The sequence below is a fragment of the Clostridium sp. CM027 genome, from assembly GCF_024730565.1.
Taxonomy (GTDB): domain Bacteria; phylum Bacillota; class Clostridia; order Clostridiales; family Clostridiaceae; genus Clostridium_AD; species Clostridium_AD estertheticum_B.
Genome location: NZ_CP077725.1, coordinates 1,413,929 through 1,433,772, shown reverse-complemented (window position 1 = coordinate 1,433,772; position 19,844 = coordinate 1,413,929). Strand labels below are relative to the sequence as shown.

Annotated in this window: 16 protein-coding genes and 1 pseudogene; 14 read left to right on the top strand and 3 right to left on the bottom strand. The window is 31.9% G+C overall.

The features are described 5' to 3' along the window. Window positions 1–72: 72 nt before the first annotated feature. The 3 genes from hcp (KTC92_RS06870) to KTC92_RS06860 form a co-directional block, all read right to left on the bottom strand. Complete coding sequence (gene hcp / locus KTC92_RS06870) at window positions 73–1,791, bottom strand: hydroxylamine reductase (protein ID WP_220286611.1); 1,719 nt, start codon at window positions 1,789–1,791, stop codon at window positions 73–75. Between the two features lie 193 nt (window positions 1,792–1,984). Beyond that, window positions 1,985–2,542, bottom strand: a complete 558-nt coding sequence (locus KTC92_RS06865) for a hemerythrin domain-containing protein (protein ID WP_220286612.1) — start codon at window positions 2,540–2,542, stop codon at window positions 1,985–1,987. Window positions 2,543–2,767: 225 nt separating this feature from the next. Beyond that, window positions 2,768–3,478: a Crp/Fnr family transcriptional regulator gene (locus KTC92_RS06860; RefSeq protein WP_220286613.1), complete on the bottom strand. Its 711-nt coding sequence runs from the start codon at window positions 3,476–3,478 to the stop codon at window positions 2,768–2,770. A 344-nt stretch (window positions 3,479–3,822) separates the two neighbouring features. On the opposite strand from KTC92_RS06860, the gene hcp (KTC92_RS06855) reads away from it, so the two are divergent. The 14 genes and pseudogenes from hcp (KTC92_RS06855) to selD all read left to right on the top strand — a co-directional run bounded on the left by hcp (KTC92_RS06855) (window position 3,823) and on the right by selD (window position 19,828). Beyond that, window positions 3,823–5,469, top strand: a complete 1,647-nt coding sequence (hcp, locus tag KTC92_RS06855) for a hydroxylamine reductase (RefSeq protein WP_216303519.1) — start codon at window positions 3,823–3,825, stop codon at window positions 5,467–5,469. 384 nt (window positions 5,470–5,853) lie between these two features. Continuing rightward, window positions 5,854–6,072 carry a DUF1450 domain-containing protein gene (locus KTC92_RS06850; protein WP_220286614.1) on the top strand — a complete coding sequence of 73 codons (219 nt, stop codon included), beginning with the start codon at window positions 5,854–5,856 and terminating at the stop codon, window positions 6,070–6,072. 78 nt (window positions 6,073–6,150) lie between these two features. Next, window positions 6,151–6,339: pseudogene (locus tag KTC92_RS18580) on the top strand (anaerobic nitric oxide reductase flavorubredoxin); the annotation flags it as partial. A 265-nt stretch (window positions 6,340–6,604) separates the two neighbouring features. Continuing rightward, entirely contained in the window at window positions 6,605–7,837 is a 1,233-nt protein-coding gene (locus tag KTC92_RS06840) for an FprA family A-type flavoprotein (protein ID WP_220286615.1), read from the top strand. A 20-nt stretch (window positions 7,838–7,857) separates the two neighbouring features. Then, window positions 7,858–8,583 (top strand): iron-sulfur cluster repair di-iron protein, encoded by a 726-nt coding sequence (gene ric / locus KTC92_RS06835; RefSeq protein WP_220286616.1) that lies wholly within the window; start codon window positions 7,858–7,860, stop codon window positions 8,581–8,583. 36 nt (window positions 8,584–8,619) lie between these two features. Further along, a complete protein-coding gene (locus KTC92_RS06830; protein ID WP_220286617.1) occupies window positions 8,620–11,181 on the top strand; it encodes a RyR domain-containing protein in 2,562 nt (853 codons plus the stop codon). 181 nt (window positions 11,182–11,362) lie between these two features. Then, window positions 11,363–12,571 carry an NAD(P)/FAD-dependent oxidoreductase gene (locus KTC92_RS06825; protein ID WP_220286618.1) on the top strand — a complete coding sequence of 403 codons (1,209 nt, stop codon included), beginning with the start codon at window positions 11,363–11,365 and terminating at the stop codon, window positions 12,569–12,571. 67 nt (window positions 12,572–12,638) lie between these two features. Then, window positions 12,639–12,800 (top strand): rubredoxin, encoded by a 162-nt coding sequence (gene rd, locus KTC92_RS06820; protein ID WP_165414173.1) that lies wholly within the window; start codon window positions 12,639–12,641, stop codon window positions 12,798–12,800. Between the two features lie 67 nt (window positions 12,801–12,867). After that, window positions 12,868–13,056 carry a ferredoxin gene (locus KTC92_RS06815; RefSeq protein WP_216303513.1) on the top strand — a complete coding sequence of 63 codons (189 nt, stop codon included), beginning with the start codon at window positions 12,868–12,870 and terminating at the stop codon, window positions 13,054–13,056. A 330-nt stretch (window positions 13,057–13,386) separates the two neighbouring features. Beyond that, a complete protein-coding gene (locus KTC92_RS06810; RefSeq protein WP_216303512.1) occupies window positions 13,387–14,880 on the top strand; it encodes a YjjI family glycine radical enzyme in 1,494 nt (497 codons plus the stop codon). Continuing rightward, a complete protein-coding gene (locus tag KTC92_RS06805; protein WP_216303511.1) occupies window positions 14,873–15,709 on the top strand; it encodes a YjjW family glycine radical enzyme activase in 837 nt (278 codons plus the stop codon). The genes KTC92_RS06810 and KTC92_RS06805 overlap by 8 nt, the downstream gene beginning before the upstream one ends. 196 nt (window positions 15,710–15,905) lie before the next feature. Beyond that, a complete protein-coding gene (locus KTC92_RS06800) occupies window positions 15,906–16,340 on the top strand; it encodes a hypothetical protein (RefSeq protein WP_216303510.1) in 435 nt (144 codons plus the stop codon). 498 nt (window positions 16,341–16,838) lie between these two features. Further along, entirely contained in the window at window positions 16,839–18,263 is a 1,425-nt protein-coding gene (locus KTC92_RS06795) for a YfcC family protein (RefSeq protein WP_216303509.1), read from the top strand. 557 nt (window positions 18,264–18,820) lie between these two features. After that, on the top strand, window positions 18,821–19,828 hold the full coding sequence (gene selD / locus KTC92_RS06790) for a selenide, water dikinase SelD (RefSeq protein WP_258876006.1): 1,008 nt from the start codon (window positions 18,821–18,823) through the stop codon (window positions 19,826–19,828). Window positions 19,829–19,844 lie beyond the last annotated feature (16 nt).

Below are 19,844 nucleotides of genomic sequence, written 5' to 3'. Positions count from 1 at the left end.
AATTTAACTAAAAAAGCACCCATAAATGAGTGCTTTTTATTACTGATATTAAGAACAAAGGTAATTCTAAAATTATGCTCCCATAAACATTTTTATATCATCATCTACATTACTTATTCCACCAATACCAAAGCTGTCAACCAATACCTTTACTACGTTTGGTGATAGGAATGCTGGTAGTGTTGGTCCTAAATGAATATTTTTAACTCCTAAATGCAGTAATGCAAGTAATACTATAACTGCCTTTTGCTCGTACCATGCAATATTATAAGAAATCGGAAGTTCATTTATATCATCTAATTCAAATACTTCTTTTAGTTTAAGTGCAATTACTACTAATGAGTATGAATCATTACATTGTCCTGCATCCAATACTCTTGGAATTCCACCAATATCACCTAAATTTAACTTGTTATATTTATATTTTGCGCAACCGGCTGTAAGTATAACTGCATCCTTTGGTAGCTTTTCAGCAAATTCTGTGTAGTAATCACGGCTTTTCATTCGTCCATCGCAGCCTGCCATTACAAAGAATCTCTTTATTGCTCCAGATTTAACAGCGTCCACAATTTTGTCCGCAAGAGCTATCACTTGATTATGAGCAAATCCTCCTACTATTTCACCTTTTTCAATTTCTTTAGGTGCCGCACATTTTTTAGCCTGTTTAATTATTTTAGAAAAATCTTTTGAATTTCCATTTATTCCATCTGCTATATGCTTAACGCCTTCAAAACCTGTTAATCCTGTAGTGTATATTCTATCTTTATAAGATGCTTTTGGAGTTACAATACAGTTTGTAGTCATAAGTATTGGTCCATTGAAGCTTTCAAATTCCTGGTTCTGTTTCCACCATGCATTGCCATAATTTCCAACTAAGTGCTTGTACTTTTTAAATGAAGGATAATAGTTAGCTGGAAGCATTTCACTGTGAGTATATATATCTACTCCCGTGCCCTCCGTTTGTTTTAATAACTCTTCCATATCTTTTAAGTCATGTCCACTAATTAATATAGCGGGATTATTTTTAACTCCTATATTAACTTTTGTTATTTCAGGATTCCCGTAACTCGTAGTGTTCGCCTTATCAAGTAAAGCCATTGCATCAACACCATACTTACCACATTCAAGTACTAAGGCCACAAGTTCATCAACGCTTAAATTATCGTTAAGCGTTGATGCTAACCCCTTTTGAGTGAATGCATGAAGCCCATCATCGTTGTATCCAAGACTACTCGCATGCTTAGCATACGCAGCCATTCCCTTCAGTCCGTAAATAAGCAATTCTCTTAAAGATCTTACATCCTCATTCTCTGTTGAGAGTACTCCAACTTTTCCTGCTTTTTCATCAAATGCTTTTAAGTCATTAGAAAACCAAACTGCTGCATCGGGTAAGTTTAATTCCTCCTCTTTGCCAAATCCAAACGTATTAAATATCCTTGTAAGCCAACTAGCATTTTCGCCTTTATCACTTAACTTAATTCCAGCTTTAAGAAGCTGACCTTTTACTTCTTCCCTTAATCTTAAACCTTCTCTTATTCTTTTAATAAATACATTTCTATCAAAATTTGCATTAGTTATAGTTGCAAATAAACTTTCCATTATAAAAGCATCTACTTCTTTATTAACGATACCATTCTCTCTAGCACGTACACTGTATATAGATATTCCTTTAGTTATATAAATTAGCAGGTCCTGAGCTTTTGCGAGACTTTCAGTCTTACCACAAACTCCCTTTACCGTACAACCTTTGCAATTAGCTGCTTCTTGACATTGATAACAAAACATAGCCATATTAATAAACCTCCATTTTTCTCTTTTGTAAGCACTGGTTGTGCCTGTTCTATGTGATTATTATACTGATATATAATCATGTTGTCGGTAACATATGTTACTAACTTATTTTATTACTATACGATGTCTAGTGTATTTTTGTTTCTTCTAATTTTCTGTGTACAACACTTGCCTCTTTTATGTATGTTTAAAATCAATCTAAATACTTCTTCTCTAATTCTTCTAAAACACTTATATATTCTTTTTGTAATTGATTTTTAGTTGCCTCTAATTCAATATTTTCACAACTTACATTTACGCCCTCCATGTCCACTTGGCTTAATGCTCTTCTAGCAAAGGTATATATCAATTTATCTTCTTTATCAATATGTCTTGTTAACAGATCAGCATAGCATACAGAATTTGCGATTATATCCACTCGTGAATCTAAGTCACCATTTTTAACTCTTAAAAGAGCTTCTTCTAAAAGCGTTATATGTTGCCTTCCTAAATCGTGTTCTATATACATTCCAGATAAGGGTCCTTTTACCATATTTTGACCTAGTTGAGTTTCCATCTTCTTAAAAAGGACAACCTCTTCCTTATTGTGATGATGCTTATCACCATAGTTTCTAACAAATAGAATCATCTTTTCAAAAGATACAAAATCAACAGTATTACTATTTAATATTTCTACGCTTAATATCTTAAATAATTTTAATCCACGTAAAATATATTTATGTTCGTCCATCATTAAATCTATTGCATCCATAATTAATCCTCCTAATTTTTTCAATTCAATACTTATTTCAAGTTATAATTATATTATTAACTTGTTTAATAATATAATACTAGTTCTTATAGTGTAGAACAGTAGATTTCATACTCCTATGTTATAATTCTACTTAACTTTAATTTGAAAAAATATGATTTAAATCAAAATTATAAAAAAACAACCTAAGGCTTATGTAATAGGCCTTAGGTTGCTTGAAAATTACTATTCTACATATGATTTTAATATATCTAATTGTTTTATAATTACCACTTTATTACCCTTAAGGATGATAATACCCGACTCTTCAAATATACTGAGCTTCCTGCTTATGGTTTCTCTCGTTACCCCAACATAATTTGCCATCTCTTCCCTATTTATAGGTAAGTTGATTTGCAAACCCTGATTTGTAGCAACTCCATACTTTTCACCAAACTCTAAAAGCATAAACGCAACTCTTATTTCTGCATCATTAGTAGCCAGATTTTGGGCAAGATTTTCAGTCTGAGTTAGACGCTTTGAAATAACTTGTAATAGCTTTATTGATATTCCTGGGTTGCTCATGATAATTTTATCCATATCTTGTTTGGTTAATGTACATATTTTAACATCTGATATGGCGTAAACATTAAAATTATATATTTCATCACTACTGAACAGGCTTAGTTCTCCAAAGAAATCTCCACTAGTGAAGATATGAACTATTTGCTCTTTACCCTCTTTTGTTAACTTAGATATTTTTACTTGACCTTCATTAATAATAAATAATGTATCTGATTTTTGTCCTTGGCTACACAGCATATCTCCTTTTTTATAGAATTTATGCCCTGTCATATCAACAATTTTTATAAGTTCATCGTCAGAGAGGAATGAAAATATAGGTACCTTCTTAGCACATAGGCTATGATTACAATTTCCACAACTACACTCTTTCATATATATCACCTACCATTTAGTATAATAACATCTTTAATTTAGCCCAGTCAAATAATAATCAATATACTTTTTTAGTACTTAAAGATTTTGATTTTCTGTTTCCCCTTATTGAAACTTTGAAATAACAAAGGATGATAGTGTCTTATCAAAAATACATCAGGTTATAAAGGATACAGAGGATGAGCATGATGCTGCTGGAAATATAATTAAAGAATTAGAGAAGATAACCAGAGATTTCAATGCTTCGGAAGGGGTATATGAATATTCTCATTAATATCGTGTATAATCATGCCAGTAATGTGCAAAATATTATATAGAAGTTTTAAAAATTAGGAGGGTTACATATGCAAGGAAAAATGTTTTGTTTTCAATGTGAACAAACTTTCGGCGGAAAAGGTTGTACCAAAGTAGGAGTCTGTGGAAAAACGCCTGAAATTGCAGCAATGCAGGATTTGCTCATTTATCAGTTAAAAGGAATAAGCTGTTATGCTACTAAACTTTTAGCCAAAGGCGAAAAAATTGATAAGTCATGGGTTTCATTTATTGAAAATTCATTGTTTATGACATTAACTAATGTAAATTTTGATCCTGAATCTCATATGGATATGCTTAAAAGATCTCAAGTAATAAAAGAGGATGCCAGGAAAAAAGCAGCAGGGGAAGAAGTAAATTCTGAGGAAGCTTTATATAATTTAAGTGATACTAAGCAGCAGATACTTGAAGATGCTAAAAAAGCTGGCGTTATGTATAATGAAGACTTAGATGCTGATATCCGTTCAGTTCGCGAAACTATAAAATATGGATTAAAAGGAATTGCAGCTTATGCACATCAAGCTAGATGTATTAAATATAATAGCGATGAAGTAGATGATTTTTATTTTATAGGTTTAGCAGTAATGACTGATGATAGTTTAAATCTACAAGATCTTATCAAGTATTTAGTTAAAACTGGAGATATGTGTGTTAAGGTTATGGAGGTATTAGATAAAGCCAATAATGAGAAATACAATTCTCCAACACCTACAAAGGTTAATGTAAACATTAAAAAGGGTCCATTCATTGTGGTTTCTGGTCATGATTTAAGGGATCTTGAAATGTTACTTGAGCAAACAGAAGGCAAGGGAATAAATATTTATACACATGGTGAAATGTTACCATCGCATGGATACCCAAAGCTCAATAAATACAAACATTTAGTAGGTAATTTTGGAGGAGCATGGCAAGATCAACAAAAAGAATTTGATGGTATACCTGGTTGTATTTTAATGACAACAAATTGCTTAATGAAACCAAGAGATTCTTATAAAGATAGAATATACTCAACAAGTGTTGTTGGTTGGGATGGTCTAAAACATATATCTAATGATGAGAATGGATATAAAGACTTCTCTGAAATGATAAATAAAGCACTAGAACTCGGTGGATTTGAAAAAGATGAAGAAGTTAAAGAAATTCTAGTAGGATTTGGTCATAAAGCAACTTTAAGTCATGCTGAAACAATCGTAAATGCAGTTAAAGAAGGAAAAATTAGACACTTCTTCTTAATTGGAGGATGTGATGGTGCAAGACCAGGAAGAAACTATTACACCGAATTTGCTCAGCAGGTGCCTAAAGATTGTATTATTCTTACTTTAGCTTGTGGAAAATATCGTTTTAATAAGTTAGAGTTTGGTGAGGTAGCAGGACTTCCAAGATTACTAGATGTAGGTCAATGTAACGATGCATATTCTGCTGTTAAAATTGCCTCAGCACTAGCTGATGCATTTAAATGCAGCATTAATGATCTACCACTGGCAATTGTTTTAAGTTGGTATGAGCAAAAAGCTGTTGCTGACCTATTGGCATTACTTTCACTTGGAGTGAAAGGGATTTACCTTGGACCAACGCTTCCAGCTTTCTTAAGCCCTAACGTATTACAATTTTTAGTTGATACTTTTGATATTAAACCTATAAGCAATCCAGAAGATGATTTAAAACAAATACTCGGATAAATAATATTAATTTTATAATTATAATTTAAAATAAACGGCTGCTAAATGTAATTTGAATACATTTAGCAGCCGCTTATTTTACGTTTTTAGATTTTTTGTGACTTCAATCATATTCTAATGAAAAACAAATATGTATAATCAAAATAATATAGTGTCAATAATAAAAAATTCATTATAAAAACAAGTGATTTATAATCGAAGTCGAAGATGTAAGTTATTAGTAAATAACTTTAATTAAAAAAGGGAATATTAAAAGTAAATATTAAAATGAAATGGTGATAAAGTAAAAATATTTATTAATACAAAGGTATTGAATATAAATACAGATAGTTGATGAGTTGTTGGATAAATTAAAGAACAATAAATAATGATGGAGGTATAAATATGACAGAAATTAAATTTTGTGAGAATAACTTTACGTTTGGAACAGATGAAACTATGAAAAAATTAAAAGAGAACTATCCAGGTGTAGATATAACAGCTGAGGCATGCCTGGGATATTGTGGAGATTGCGCAGTGGGACCTTATGCTTTAGTAGATGACGAACTGATACAGGCTGGTACCGCAGATGAATTATATAAGAAAATAAAAAGCATGATGTAAGAAACAGATAAAACTATATTTTAGGATATTCATTTTAAGAACAATACCTTATTAAAAAATATATGAGAAGGGATTTTAAATCTACCATTAGATATGATTTGCCCAAGTCATGGAATTATTTGGAAAGATAATCCGCTTCAAATTGCAAATAAATATATGGAATGGGCAAAAGATTATAAAGAAAATCAAGTTACAATAATTTATGATACTATGTGGAATGCTACTAGAATAATGGCAGAGGCAATAGCTGTCGGAATAAAAAAACTGTGGAACCCTGATGAAGTAGGGCTAGACAGGTGTAAAGATTTTGGTAAGAGTATAGGAAAATCATATTGAAAGTCAAGGAGCTCTAATCACAAAGTGATTAGAGCTTCTTGACTTTATTGCATTCAATCATAATGATACTTATTAAATAACTTCATTATTTTTAATTTTTGATTTAAATCATATTTTTATAATTAGAATAAATATAGAATAGAGCCATAGGAAAGCAAGAACATATGAAAATAAATTAATATTGGAGGGACACATTATGAAGAAAAACATTATGCTAAGTGAAAAAATATTTTGGGTTGGTAAGGTTGATGATAGAGAGGTACCTTTCCATAGACTAACTTTAACTAAAGGAACCACTTATAATAGTTATTTATTAATGACTGAAAAACCTACAGTGATTGATACTGTTGATATAAGCTTTGGTAGAGAATTTGTAGAAAATTTAAAGAATATAATTGAACTTGATAAAATTAAATTTATTGTAATTAATCACACTGAACCTGATCATTCTGGTGCCCTTGGGAGTTTGGCGGCTAGAGCTAAAAATGCAGTAATTGTGTGCACAAAGCTGGCTGTAGCTGAACTTAAGGAAATGTATAATCTTCATAATAGAGAATTTTTAGTTGTGGGGGATGGGGATACTCTTGATATAGGCGGCAAGACCCTAAAATTCATAGAGACGCCTTATCTTCATACGCAGGAGACTATGATAACTTATTGCATCGATGATAAAATTTTATTCCCTTGCGATATCTTTAGTACCCACGTAGCTAACTATGAGTATTTTAATGATATGGCAAAAGACGATATCAATGATGACTATATTGGCTACTACAAATTAATAATGCACCCACATAGAAGATATGTTCAGAATATGATCGAAAAAATTAGAGATTTAGACATAAAGATAATAGCACCATCCCATGGATTTATTATTAGAAATAACGTTCAAAGTTTTATAGATATTTATGATAATATGAGTAAGAATACAGAGGTAGGTAAAAAAACACTTATTTTATACTCGACTATGACAGGTAGGACAAAAAAAATTGCTGATATTTTTAAGAAAAAATTTGAGGAGCAAAATATAGCTTCCCAAATCATGGATGTAAATAAAATACCAAGAGAAGAAGTAATGAAGGCTATCAATGAAGCCGATGCAATTTTCTTTGGCAGCTCTACCAAATATGCAGATATGATTGGAAATATGGAAGATATATTGAAGAATCTTCATGAAATAAATCTAGAAGATAAGATAGGGGCGGCATTTGGTTCTTATGGTTGGAGTGGAGAAGCTGTGGAAGTAGTTCAGGATTACTTAAAGGAAACCGATATTAAAGTTTTAAATACTTCTGATGTAATTAAGTCGACTGGTATGGTCGATATAGAATTCCCACTAAGGATTAGGTTTTCACCAAGTGAAGATAACATAAAGAGCATTGAAAGGGCAGTTGTCTATACTGCTGATTTATTACTTAGTACAATTTAAAATATGAGGAGGTATTTATTATGGGAAAAATTATAAATAAAAATCAAAGCCTTGGAGAAATAGTTTCAACTTTTCCAGGTTCTACAGAGACCTTTAACCGGTATAAAATAGATTATTGCTGTGGTGGACACGACACGTTAGCAGAAGCCTTGGAGGTCATAGATTTAGACGCTGATGAAATTATTGAAGAACTTAATAACGAGTACGAGAAGTTTATAAAAACTAATTCAGAGTATAAAGACTGGAGAAAAGAAAAACCTTCCACCTTAATAAGACACATAGTAGAAACACATCATGAATTTACCAAAAAACAGCTTAAAGAAATAGATACTTTATTATTAAAAGTACTCAAGGTACATTTTAAGCTTCATAGTGAAGAACTATTAAAGGTGCACAAATATTTTGGAACATTGAAAACAGAGCTAGAAGAGCACCTTATCAAAGAAGAGGAGAATTTATTTCCCCTTATTGAAAATTTTGAAATAACAAAGGATAATAGTGTCTTATCAAAAATACATCAGGTAATAAAGGATACGGAGGATGAGCATGATGCTGCTGGAAATATATTTAAAGAATTAGAGAAGATAACCAGAGATTTCAATGCTCCAGAAGGGGCTTGCACTTCTTTCAAGCTTGTATATACAAAACTTCATGACTTAGAAAAAGATTTATTTATTCATATTTATCTGGAAAACAGTGTTTTGTTTAATATGCTTTGGCAGAAAAAGAGTTGCTCTATAAATTAATTTTTAGAGTAAAATTATTATTATAGGAGTTCAAATATGGAAAATAAAAATATAAAAGTTGTTGTATCAGGAGACATATGTGTAAATTTGTTGCAAAGGATAACATGTCCTCAGAATAATACTGGTTTGAATTGGCAAACTAATTTAAATATGCATAGTACTTTAAAACCAGGGCAAGCTTTGCTTCTATCAAAACTTGTATCTTTGGCAACAGGAGCATCTGTGCTTTCACCACAGATGCATAATATAGAATTAATTCTACCAGGAGAGGTTCTTAGTTCTAGTGCAGAATTAGAGCTTTTTCCGAAATTTGATGATAAAAACAATAATGAAAAAGTTTATAGAATAAGGCGTTTTATGGGTTTTACAGGGCCGGTTTCTGGTGTGCCGAGGTTACTCCCTATTATTAACGACGACGCTAATGCAGATATAATTATATTAGATGACGAAAATAATGGATTTAACTCTAATAAAGAATTTTGGCCTTTAGCTTTAAAGTCATCCGAAACATCACCAATAATCTTATATAAAATGGTTAATCCTATTGATTCTAGTGCACTTTGGAAATGCCTACAAAAATTTCATAAAGAAAAGACAATAGTAATTATAAATGGTGATGATTTGCGTTCGAAGGGAGTTAATATAAGTAAAAGTCTTTCTTGGGAAAGGACAGCGCAAGATTTTGTTTGGCAAATTAACAATAATCCAAATCTTGCTTTTCTAGCAAGTTGCCGCCATCTTATAGTACCTTTTGGTCTTGAAGGTGCCATCTATTATAGAAATGAAGGTGTGCCTGAAATTAAATTGTATTTCCTACCATATGAATTTGAAGGGGGCTTTATTAAAGACTCCCAAGGTAAAATGTACGGACTTACCTCCAGTTTTGTTGCAGGACTTGCAAGCACTATTGTTTCAGGAAGTCAAGATAATGAAGAATTATCTGAATTGATAAGCATAGGAATACGCAAAGGGACTGTTTCTGCTCAAAAATATTTTATTGAGGGATTTGGTAAAAACATTGAAAAATCTCAATTTTTAAGTCCAGATATATTTGTTGAAAGGGAAGATGATTTTGTACATACGGAGCATGTACAGGATGTATTAGTACCTACTTCAACTAATCCTAATTGCCGTGCTTGTTGGTATATTTTAAAAGACAAAAGCGCTACTAACTTAGCAGAGATAGCTTATGACATTGTTAAAAATGGAGTGAAAAATGCACTTGAATTTATACCAATAGCCCGATTTGGAAAGCTAACAACAGTTGATAAGGCAGAAATAGAAAGTTATAGGAGCATTAAAAATCTTATGCTTGAGTATATCTCAACTAAAAACACAGTTCGGCCTCTTTCAATTGCAGTATTTGGAACGCCTGGATCTGGAAAATCTTTTGGTATACTGGAAGTAGCTAATAGCATTGCGTCAAATTTAATTAAAAAATTAGATTTTAATTTATCTCAATTCCGTACACCATTAGATTTAGCAATTGCTTTTCGTAAAGTAAGTGATATTGCATTGGAAGGAAAAATTCCATTAGTGTTTTTTGATGAATTTGATTCTGTTATCGAAGGAAAACTTGGATGGTTAAAATATTTCTTAGCACCTATGCAAGATGGTGTATTTAGAGAAGGAGATTCTATTCATCCTATTGGAAAAGCTATTTTTGTATTTGCTGGAGGAACAAGCAGTACTCTCAAAGGATTTTGTGGAGAAGACCTTGAAAATGAAAAAGAACAAAAACAGTTTTTACTTGAATTTAAAAATGCGAAGGGTCCTGACTTTTTAAGTCGTTTGAGGGGTTACGTAAATATCCTTGGGCCAAATCAAACCGATAATAAGTTGGATTCTTTATTTATAATTCGAAGGGCAATGTTATTACGTTCACTTTTGGAGCGTAAGGTACCTCATCTTATAAATAACAAAAAAGAGGCTCAAATTGATAATGGGGTATTACGGGCGCTTCTTAAAATTCCAAGGTATAAGCATGAATCAAGGTCTATGGAAGCAATACTCGAGATGAGCATGCTAACTAATTCGAAAAAATGGGAACAATCTCATCTACCTTCTAAAGAACAGCTACAACTACATGTAGATGAAGAACAATTTTTACGCCATTTAATGCATGATGCATTCTATAGTGAAAAAATTGAAAGTCTTGCAACTGCTATTTATGAAAATAACAGAAATATGAATGGGGATTTTATAATGCCATGGCAGGATCTTCGTGAAGAGCTTAAAAATTACAACCGTGATCAAGCAAAAAATATTCCTAATGCCTTACTTAAAATTAATTATGATGTTGTTTCTGTTAAAGAAAAACCAGCATTTATAGAATTTACAATTAAAGAATTAAATGCCTTAGCTAAGAAGGAGCATATGCGTTGGTATTATCATAGAAAAAAGGTTGGCTTTAAATATGGTGAAGTTGAAGATAATAAGAAAAAAACTAATCCTGCACTTGTACCTTGGGGCAAGCTGACAGAAGAGAAGAAAAATAAGGTATGCCAAATGATTAAGATTTGGCCAGAAATATTGGCCAAATCAAATTTTAAGATAGAACCACTAAAGAGTCTATGTCATTGTGAGACTATACTTTAACGACATTTCAGAAGGAAAGTCTCCCACTTCTATAAGTGGAGTATAAATCTCCTTCTGAAGTCGTCAATGCATCTTCTGCGAAGATGTTGCAGCTCCGCAGGAGATGATTTAACTAGAAAATAACTTTAAATGAAAAAGGGAATAATAAAAAATAAATATTAGAATAAGATGGGTGATATAAATGGCTAAAAGAATCGTAATCGTAGGGACTGGTATTGCATCAGTAACAGCAATCAAGGCAATTAGAGAAATAGATTTAGGTTCAGAGATATGTTTGATCGGACAAGAAAAATTTTATCCATATAACCGAATAAGGCTGTCGAAGGGTATATTTGATGACCTGGAGGAAAATAACATACTTCTTCAAAAAAAAGAGTGGTATGAGCAAAATAAAGTAAAAATAATTATTAATACAAAGGTATTGAATATAAATACAGATAGCCTTGAATTAATATTATGCGATGGACGTAAAATAAAGTATGATAAATTGCTAATAGCAACTGGATCCAGCAATAATATACCACCAATTGATGGTATAGGTAAAGAAGGTGTCTACACATTAAGAGGCCTTAATGATGCTTTAAATATTAAAGATAGCCTCAATGCAAGTGCACAAGTGATAGTTATTGGAGGTGGAATACAAGGAATTGAAATGGCTTGGATATTACATCAGCATGGCAAAAAGGTTACGATTGTTGAATTGCAATCAAGGCTTATGCCTCTCCAATTAGACAATAAAGCATCAGAAATATTAAAGGATATAATGCATGGTTATGGGATAGAAATACTAACAAATACTGGTGTAGTTAAAATAACAGGAGATGCTAAAGTAGCAGGCATTCTTATAGACAAAGAAGTGGAATTAAAATGTAATATGATTGTGTATTCCACAGGAATTAAACCTAATAAAGAACTAATCGCGTATACTAAAGTTAAAGCAGTAAGAGGAATATTAGTAAACAATAAAATGGAAACCAACATAGAAAATATTTATGCAGCAGGAGATATTGCTGAATATGATAATGAAGTTAATGGACTATGGAATATTGCTATAGCACAAGGAAAAGTTGCAGGTTACAACATTGCTGGGAAGGAAACTGTTTATGAAAAAATAATCCCAGTTACAACATTAAATGCTTTTGGCATTTCGTTATTTTCTATGGGGTGCATTGATGAATTAGAGTCTACAAAGGTACTAATAGATGAAGATACTAATCTTAAAATTTATAAAAAAATATTTATAAAAAATAATAAGGTAATCGGTGCGATTGTTATAGGTGATATGAAAAGATCGCCACTTCTTAAATCAGCTATAGAAAAGGGAATAACGGTAGGTGATGTTGATCTATCTGTTGATGAGTTGTTGGATAAGTTGAAGAACAATAAATAATGGTAAGAGTATAGTGAAAATTATAGGGGAGACTATAATATTAAGTAAATTTAAAGGGGATGTTTTTATGGATAAATACGTTTGTTTGGTGTGTGGATACATTTATGATCCAGAAGAAGGAGATTCAGATGGTGGAATAAAACAAGGTACTAAATTTGAGGATATACCAGAAGATTGGGTTTGTCCATTATGTGGAGTTCCAAAATCAGACTTTGAAAAAGTTGAATAAAGTTTCGTCTACTTTTAAAGTTACGGATTAAATCTTTTCTAATAACTATATTGAAGGGGTGATATTAATGAAGGCTCACGTTGATAAAGATATATGCATTGGATGTGGATTATGCCCAGGGGTATGTCCAGAAATCTTTCAAATGGAAGATGACGGAAAAGCTGTGGCATCGCCAGATGAAGTGGCAGAAAATCTCGTAAGTAGTGCAAAAAAAGCAGAAGAACAATGCCCTGTTGATGCAATTTCTGTAGAATAGTAATATCATAATAAAAAATATAATAAACTGAAAACTTGTGTTGTCAACAAGAAAATCATATTGAAAGCCAAGGAGATTTAATCACAAAGTGATTAAATCTCCTTGACTTTAGTGCATTTAAAATATAATAAAACTGAAGAAGAGCCCTAAGGCTCTAGTTATATGCATATCCAAAAGATTTATGGAAGGGTTAGGGAGTAGAAAACCTTTGCAAAAGAAAGACATTCAATATAGAATATTAATAACAGCATATAACAAATTAACATACTTATATGTTAAACAACCAATTTGAAAATGTGGTTAAAATAATTTAAATGGAGTGGTGTTATAATGAACAACATTTTAGAAATTATTAAAAACGGAACCTTAACCTACGAGCAAAAGGTATTAACCCTCGCTAGAGCAGCGGAAGACAGTATAGACGTTCTAAATATTAGAAGGGATACTCAGATGCTTCGCGATGAGGGAATAATATGTGATCTTTTTGAAGGCCATGCACCGTATAGACCTAGGTATATAGTACCTAACTATCAGAAATTCATGAAAAATGGAAGTGAATTTTTAGGACTCACGCCACCAAAGGATATTTGGGAGGCTACAAATAGTTTATTAATATTATACAAACATGTGCCATCAATTTCTTCATTCCCAGTATATATAGGGAATATTGATTATCTCTTGGAACCGTTTGTCTTAGATGAAGAAGAAGCTTTTCATGCTATAAAATTATTTTTAACACATATAGACAGAACCATAACAGATTCTTTTTGTCATGCAAATATAGGGCCAGAAGATACTAAGGCAGGAAGATTAATATTAAGAGCGGAAAGAGAACTGCAAAATGCAATTCCTAACTTAACTTTAAAATATAGTACAAGTACTCCAGATGATTTTGCTATTGATGCAATTAACACTGCCTTAATAACTGCAAAACCAAGTTTTGCTAATCATGAAATGTTCTCAAATGAGTTTGCTGGGAATTACGGTATAGTTAGTTGCTATAATGGATTAACTATAGGTGGGGGAAGTTACACTTTATCTAGATTAAATTTAGCGAGGCTTGCTAAAAAAGCAAAAAACCAAGATGAATTTATAAATGTTATATTGCCGGATGCAGTAGAGAAAATGGCTGGGTATATGCGTGAAAGAATTAGATTTTTAGTGGAGGAAAGTGGTTTCTTTGAGACCAATTTCTTAGTAAGGGAAGGATTAATAAGTAAAGATAACTTCACAGGCATGTTTGGGATGTTTGGACTTGCTGAATGTGTAAATTGTTTTATTGATTCTTCTAAATTAGAAAATAGGTTTGGCCATAGTGAAATAGCTAATACTTTAGGATATAGAATTATTGAAAAGTTAGAATCTGAGGTTAATAAATATAATGATCCTCACTGCAATATATCGAAAGGTAGATATCTGTTACATGCTCAAGTGGGTATTGATTCTGATATGGGAATAAGTCCAGGATGCAGGATTCCAATTGGAGATGAACCTGAACTTCCACAGCATATAGTGGAGTCTGCTAAATTTCATAAGTTCTTTCCCTCAGGAATAGGCGATATATTTAATTTTGATAGCACGGTTAAAAGTAATCCGGAGTATGTGCTTGATATTATCAAGGGTGCTTTTAAAAAACAAATGAGATATTTTTCAGCATATTCTACTGATTGTGATGTAATAAGAATTACTGGATATCTTGTTAAAAGATCAGAAATGAAAAAATTGCAAGAGGGGCATCAGGTGTTACAGGATACAGTAGCATTAGGACTTGGGGCAGTTCTGAATCAAAAGGTACTGGAAAGAAAGGTAAGAAAAAATGATTAAGGGATTAGTTAACCGAATTATTCCCTTTAGCTCGGTGGATGGACCGGGAAATAGGACTGCCATATTCTTGCAAGGGTGTAATTTTAACTGTTCTTATTGTCACAACCCGGAGACTATAAATATTTGTAATAGTTGTGGGGAATGCATAGATGCTTGCCATTATAATGCATTACAATTTAAGTCCTCTAATGTAGTATGGGATAAAAGAGCCTGTAGTAAATGTGATGAATGTATAAGATTTTGCAAAAGGAATAGCTCCCCTAGAGCACAAAGCATGACTGTAGAAGAAGTCGTACGCGAGATAGAGAAGAATAAAGTTTTTATCTCTGGGATTACAGTCTCAGGTGGTGAGTGCACCCTTCAAAGTGAGTTTTTAATACATTTATTTAGAGAAGTTAAAAAAATGAATTTAACATGTTTTGTGGATACCAATGGTTCGGTACCTTTATGGGAACATGAAGAGCTAGTGGATGTAATGGATATGGCAATGGTAGATATAAAATCCTATAATAACGAGGAACATAAGAGACTTACGGGTATGGAAAATACTATTGTTATAGAAAATGTAAAATATTTAGCTAAGTTAAATAAAATTTATGAGATTAGAACGGTTGTTGTACCAGAAGTTTTAGAGAATCACAATAATGTAGATAAAATCAGCAAGTTTATTGCGCTATTAAATCCAGATATAAGATATAAACTTATAAAATATAGGCAAATGGGCGTACGATCTGAAATCATAAACAGTTACACTCCTAAGGAGGAATTCATGGAGGAATTAGGAGAGATAGCGACGTATAATGGTTGCAGAAGTGTAGTTATAGTATAGTAATTATTAGAAACCTCACAAAATGTGAGGTTTTTAGTTTACCTACCGTTGTTGGATACTGAGAAATTGGTATCTTTTTTAGATTCTGGAATAGCTTAATAGTAGGAGATATAATGTAGGTACCTTTATATTTCTAACGATATAAGATATTACCTTCTTTAATATAAGGTAATATCTTATAGGGGCGGTGAATAAGATGAATTGGAAAGAAGAATTAGTTTTACAATTAAGAAATTTGACTATTGATAAAAGCATTATTGGCAGAGCAATGCAAAACTTTGTTGAGGTATTTAATAGTAATCTAGACAAATACAATATAAAGAATATTCGAGCAACAACAGATTCAAATGAATATATAGATATAAAGTATTATAAAAAAATCAAAATAGAATGTTCTGATAAAAATGTTACTTTTATTTTATTTAACAAAGATAGGATTCAGCAAAACATATCTATTAAATTAAGTATTGCTGAAAAAGTAGGAGGTTATTTTATTCAGTATATTAATACGGAAGAGCGTAACCCAAAATTGAGAGCATTTATTGATGAAAATACTATTGATGGAATTTTTGAAGATTTATTTGAATTGAATGAAGAAATAATAACTATGAATGAAGAAACAATCAATTAAATAATAAAGAGCATCCGCTTGGATGCTCTTTATTATTCAAAACATCTTATTTCCCACGTGCTAGGCCTCTATCCATTTTCATTTTTTCTCTTAATTATAGCACTGATAATAACATTTCTATTCTGGTTTATTGTAAAATAATCATATTAATTACATCATCTGGTGCTAATTTAATTAGTTAAAAGTATTTTAATTAATTAATTGGTTAAAAATGGTGGTAATTTATTTAATTTACGATATAATATAAGTACTAGTGGTCTAAATTTATTGTATAATTGTGTCAATAATTGACAGAGAGCTTCCAGTATTTAATACAAGGGATGATATTCTTGGAAGACTTACGATAACTGTAAATAATACATAGGTAAATAACTCAGAAGTAAGAGATTATTCAGTTGATACTAATAAATTTAAAGAAACTCTACATTTTAATATGTTTAGAGAAAGCAGCAAAGAAAGAAGGTAATAAAAGCAAGTAATTGATAGGAGGACTAACATATGAAAAAGAAATTCAAGATGCCAACGGCTTATACTATTTTAGCTATTATAATTGTAATGGTAGCGATTCTTACATGGATAGTGCCAGCAGGACAATATAACTTTCTAGATCCAAACGCTGATAAACTACAGCTTATCCCAGGAACATATCACGCAGTTCCTTCAAACCCACAGGGTTTTAAAGATATTGTTTTAGCTCCTATAATTGGATTCTATGACGCAGTAGATGTTATATTATTCGTTATTGTAATAGGTGGATTCTTAGGAACAGTTATGAAGACTGGGGCAATAGATGCAGGTATAGGTAGACTTGTTAAAAAGCTAGCTGGAAAAGAACGATGGCTTATACCATTGATAATGCTATTCTTCACAATAGGGGGAACAACTTTCGGTATGGATGAAGAAACACTAGCATTCTTCCCAATATTAATACCAGTGTTTCTTGCAGCTGGGTATGACACGCTTACAGCAGTTGCCGTTATAAAGCTAGGGTCAGGAATGGCAGCTATGGCATCTTTAACTAGCCCATTTGCTATTAGTATAGCATGTAAATTTGCCGGCATTTCCATTGGTGAAGGAATTGGAATAAGAATGGTACTTCTTGTTACTTTTGTAGCTTTAGGTATATTCTGGACTATGAAATATGGTGAAATGGTTAAGGCAGATCCTACTAAATCATTGATTTATGATTTGCACCATGGACACAAGAAGCATTTTCTTGGAAATAGAAATGAAAACGATATCCCTGAATTAACAGGTAGAAGAAAACTTATACTTACTGTTTTTGGGTTAACTTTCGTAGTAATGGTAATGGGAATTATTCCGTTTAGTGATTTAGGTATTAAATTCATTCCAACACTAGGCTGGTGGTTTGGTGAACTCGCAGGAGTATTCCTTGTATCTAGTATAATTATAGCTATAATAGCAGGGTATAAAGAGGAAAAATTCCTTCCTATTTTTATAGACGGTGCACGTGATTTGTTAGGAGTTGCGATAATAATAGGTTTGGCAAGGGGTATTACTGTTGTAATGGATGCAGGACATATTTCTGACACAGTTTTACATTTGGGCGAAATTTGTCTTAAAGGAAAAGGATCAATAGGGTTCACTGTATTTACTTATTTATTCTATTTACCTATGTCATTCTTAATACCTTCAACATCAGGGCTTGCAACTGTTACGATGCCAATTCTGGCACCTTTAGCCGACTTTTCTGCTGTGCCAAGACATATAGTAATAACTGCTTATCAAGCTGCAAATGGATTGTTAAGCTTATTTTCACCAACATGTCCGGTTATTATGGCTGGATTAGTTATGGGTAAAGTACCATATGAGAGATGGTTTAAATTCATATGGAAGTTGATAGTAATAACATTTGTTGTTACACTTGTACTTTTAGTATTATCTATGTTTGTATATAGATAAATAATATATTTTAATAGTATGATGTATTTATATGAAAATGATGAAGACCACTAGGCAACAGTATAATGTACCTTATAGAGTAGACAGCTAGAAAAGCCTACCCTATAGGGTACTTTTATATATAATTAAACATTATTGTCATGAATTTTCTCAGGGTATGTAAATTTTAAAAACTATTCACCTTCTAAAAAATTATGGATGTAAGGTTTGTGGTTGACTCTCATGACTTGTGATTTCGAATATAAGATGTACTAGGACCACCTCACAAAATGTGAGGTTTTTAGTTTATAGAGTTAAGTTACAAATATAAAAGTAGTATCTATTTATAATTCGTCTAAAAGCTCATTTTCATAGTGGACTACGACCAGCATTCAACATTGACCTAGGCATAGTAGCATGGTAATATATTCTTATTAGGCGATTATATGGATAAAGATTATTTAGTAACTGAATCAAATTATTTTATAATGTAAAGTACTATATAATACTTTACATAATAAAGATTTTAAATATAGAGTAAAAAAGGAGGGATAATTTTGACAAAAAAACTTACAGAAATGACAAGATCCTCTGGTTGAGCAGCTAAAATAGGGCCGGAGGCTCTCTCTAAAATATTAAGCCAATTACCTAAAATGGTGGATGAAAATTTGATTGTCGGAATTGAAACTTCCGATGATGCAGCTGTTTATAAGATAAATGATGAAATGGCAATGATACAAACTTTGGATTTTTTCACTCCTGTAGTGGATGATCCATATACTTTTGGACAAATTGCAGCGGCGAATTCTTTAAGCGACATATATGCAATGGGAGGAAAACCAACGCTTGCACTTAATATAGTTTGTTTTCCGACCTGCATTTCTATGGATATACTTGGAGAAATACTTAGAGGTGGAGCAGATAAAGTAATTGAAGCAGGAGCAATTGTCATAGGAGGACATTCAGTTGATGATAATGAGCCCAAATATGGCTTATCAGTCACTGGTTTTGTGCATCCGGATAAAATTCTGAAAAATTATGGATGTGAGGTTTGCGATGTACTGATACTTACAAAACCTTTAGGTACGGGTATAGTGAACACTGCAATAAAAGGAGGCGTCGCGTCTGTTAATGCATATAATCAAGCAGTAAAGGTTATGACTACTTTGAATAAATATGCTGGAGAAATAATAGCATCACATGAAATAAACGCCTGTACTGATATAACTGGATTTGGAATTATGGGGCACTGCTTTGAAATGGCTAAGGCTTCAAAAGTTACACTAAAGCTTTGGAAGAATAAAATACCATATATCAAAGAGGCAAAAGAGTACGCTGAAATGGGTTTAGTACCGGCAGGTTCTTATAAAAATAGGGATTATATAAAAGAGGAATACGAGCTTAGAAATATTGAACCTTGGCTGGAGGATATTATATTTGATCCTCAGACATCTGGAGGACTACTGGTTTCATGTACTAAAAGAGAAGCTGAAAAACTAATTGAAGAACTTTCAGAACTTGAATTGAAATCTGAAATTATTGGTGAAGTTCTTGAATATGGAGATAAATATATTATTGTAGAGTAAAAACAGAATGGAGAAT

What these genes read in the sequence shown, in the direction of transcription:
- KTC92_RS06795 (WP_216303509.1), top strand. Translation starts at nt 16,839, where the DNA reads ATGAAAAAGAAATTCAAGATGCCAACGGCTTATACTATTTTAGCTATT.
- KTC92_RS06865 (WP_220286612.1), bottom strand. Translation starts at nt 2,542, where the DNA reads ATGGATGCAATAGATTTAATGATGGACGAACATAAATATATTTTACGT.
- KTC92_RS06805 (WP_216303511.1), top strand. Translation starts at nt 14,873, where the DNA reads ATGATTAAGGGATTAGTTAACCGAATTATTCCCTTTAGCTCGGTGGAT.
- KTC92_RS06825 (WP_220286618.1), top strand. Translation starts at nt 11,363, where the DNA reads ATGGCTAAAAGAATCGTAATCGTAGGGACTGGTATTGCATCAGTAACA.
- KTC92_RS06830 (WP_220286617.1), top strand. Translation starts at nt 8,620, where the DNA reads ATGGAAAATAAAAATATAAAAGTTGTTGTATCAGGAGACATATGTGTA.
- hcp (WP_216303519.1), top strand. Translation starts at nt 3,823, where the DNA reads ATGCAAGGAAAAATGTTTTGTTTTCAATGTGAACAAACTTTCGGCGGA.
- KTC92_RS06800 (WP_216303510.1), top strand. Translation starts at nt 15,906, where the DNA reads ATGAATTGGAAAGAAGAATTAGTTTTACAATTAAGAAATTTGACTATT.
- rd (WP_165414173.1), top strand. Translation starts at nt 12,639, where the DNA reads ATGGATAAATACGTTTGTTTGGTGTGTGGATACATTTATGATCCAGAA.
- KTC92_RS06840 (WP_220286615.1), top strand. Translation starts at nt 6,605, where the DNA reads ATGAAGAAAAACATTATGCTAAGTGAAAAAATATTTTGGGTTGGTAAG.
- hcp (WP_220286611.1), bottom strand. Translation starts at nt 1,791, where the DNA reads ATGGCTATGTTTTGTTATCAATGTCAAGAAGCAGCTAATTGCAAAGGT.
- KTC92_RS06860 (WP_220286613.1), bottom strand. Translation starts at nt 3,478, where the DNA reads ATGAAAGAGTGTAGTTGTGGAAATTGTAATCATAGCCTATGTGCTAAG.
- KTC92_RS06850 (WP_220286614.1), top strand. Translation starts at nt 5,854, where the DNA reads ATGACAGAAATTAAATTTTGTGAGAATAACTTTACGTTTGGAACAGAT.
- KTC92_RS06810 (WP_216303512.1), top strand. Translation starts at nt 13,387, where the DNA reads ATGAACAACATTTTAGAAATTATTAAAAACGGAACCTTAACCTACGAG.
- ric (WP_220286616.1), top strand. Translation starts at nt 7,858, where the DNA reads ATGGGAAAAATTATAAATAAAAATCAAAGCCTTGGAGAAATAGTTTCA.
- KTC92_RS06815 (WP_216303513.1), top strand. Translation starts at nt 12,868, where the DNA reads ATGAAGGCTCACGTTGATAAAGATATATGCATTGGATGTGGATTATGC.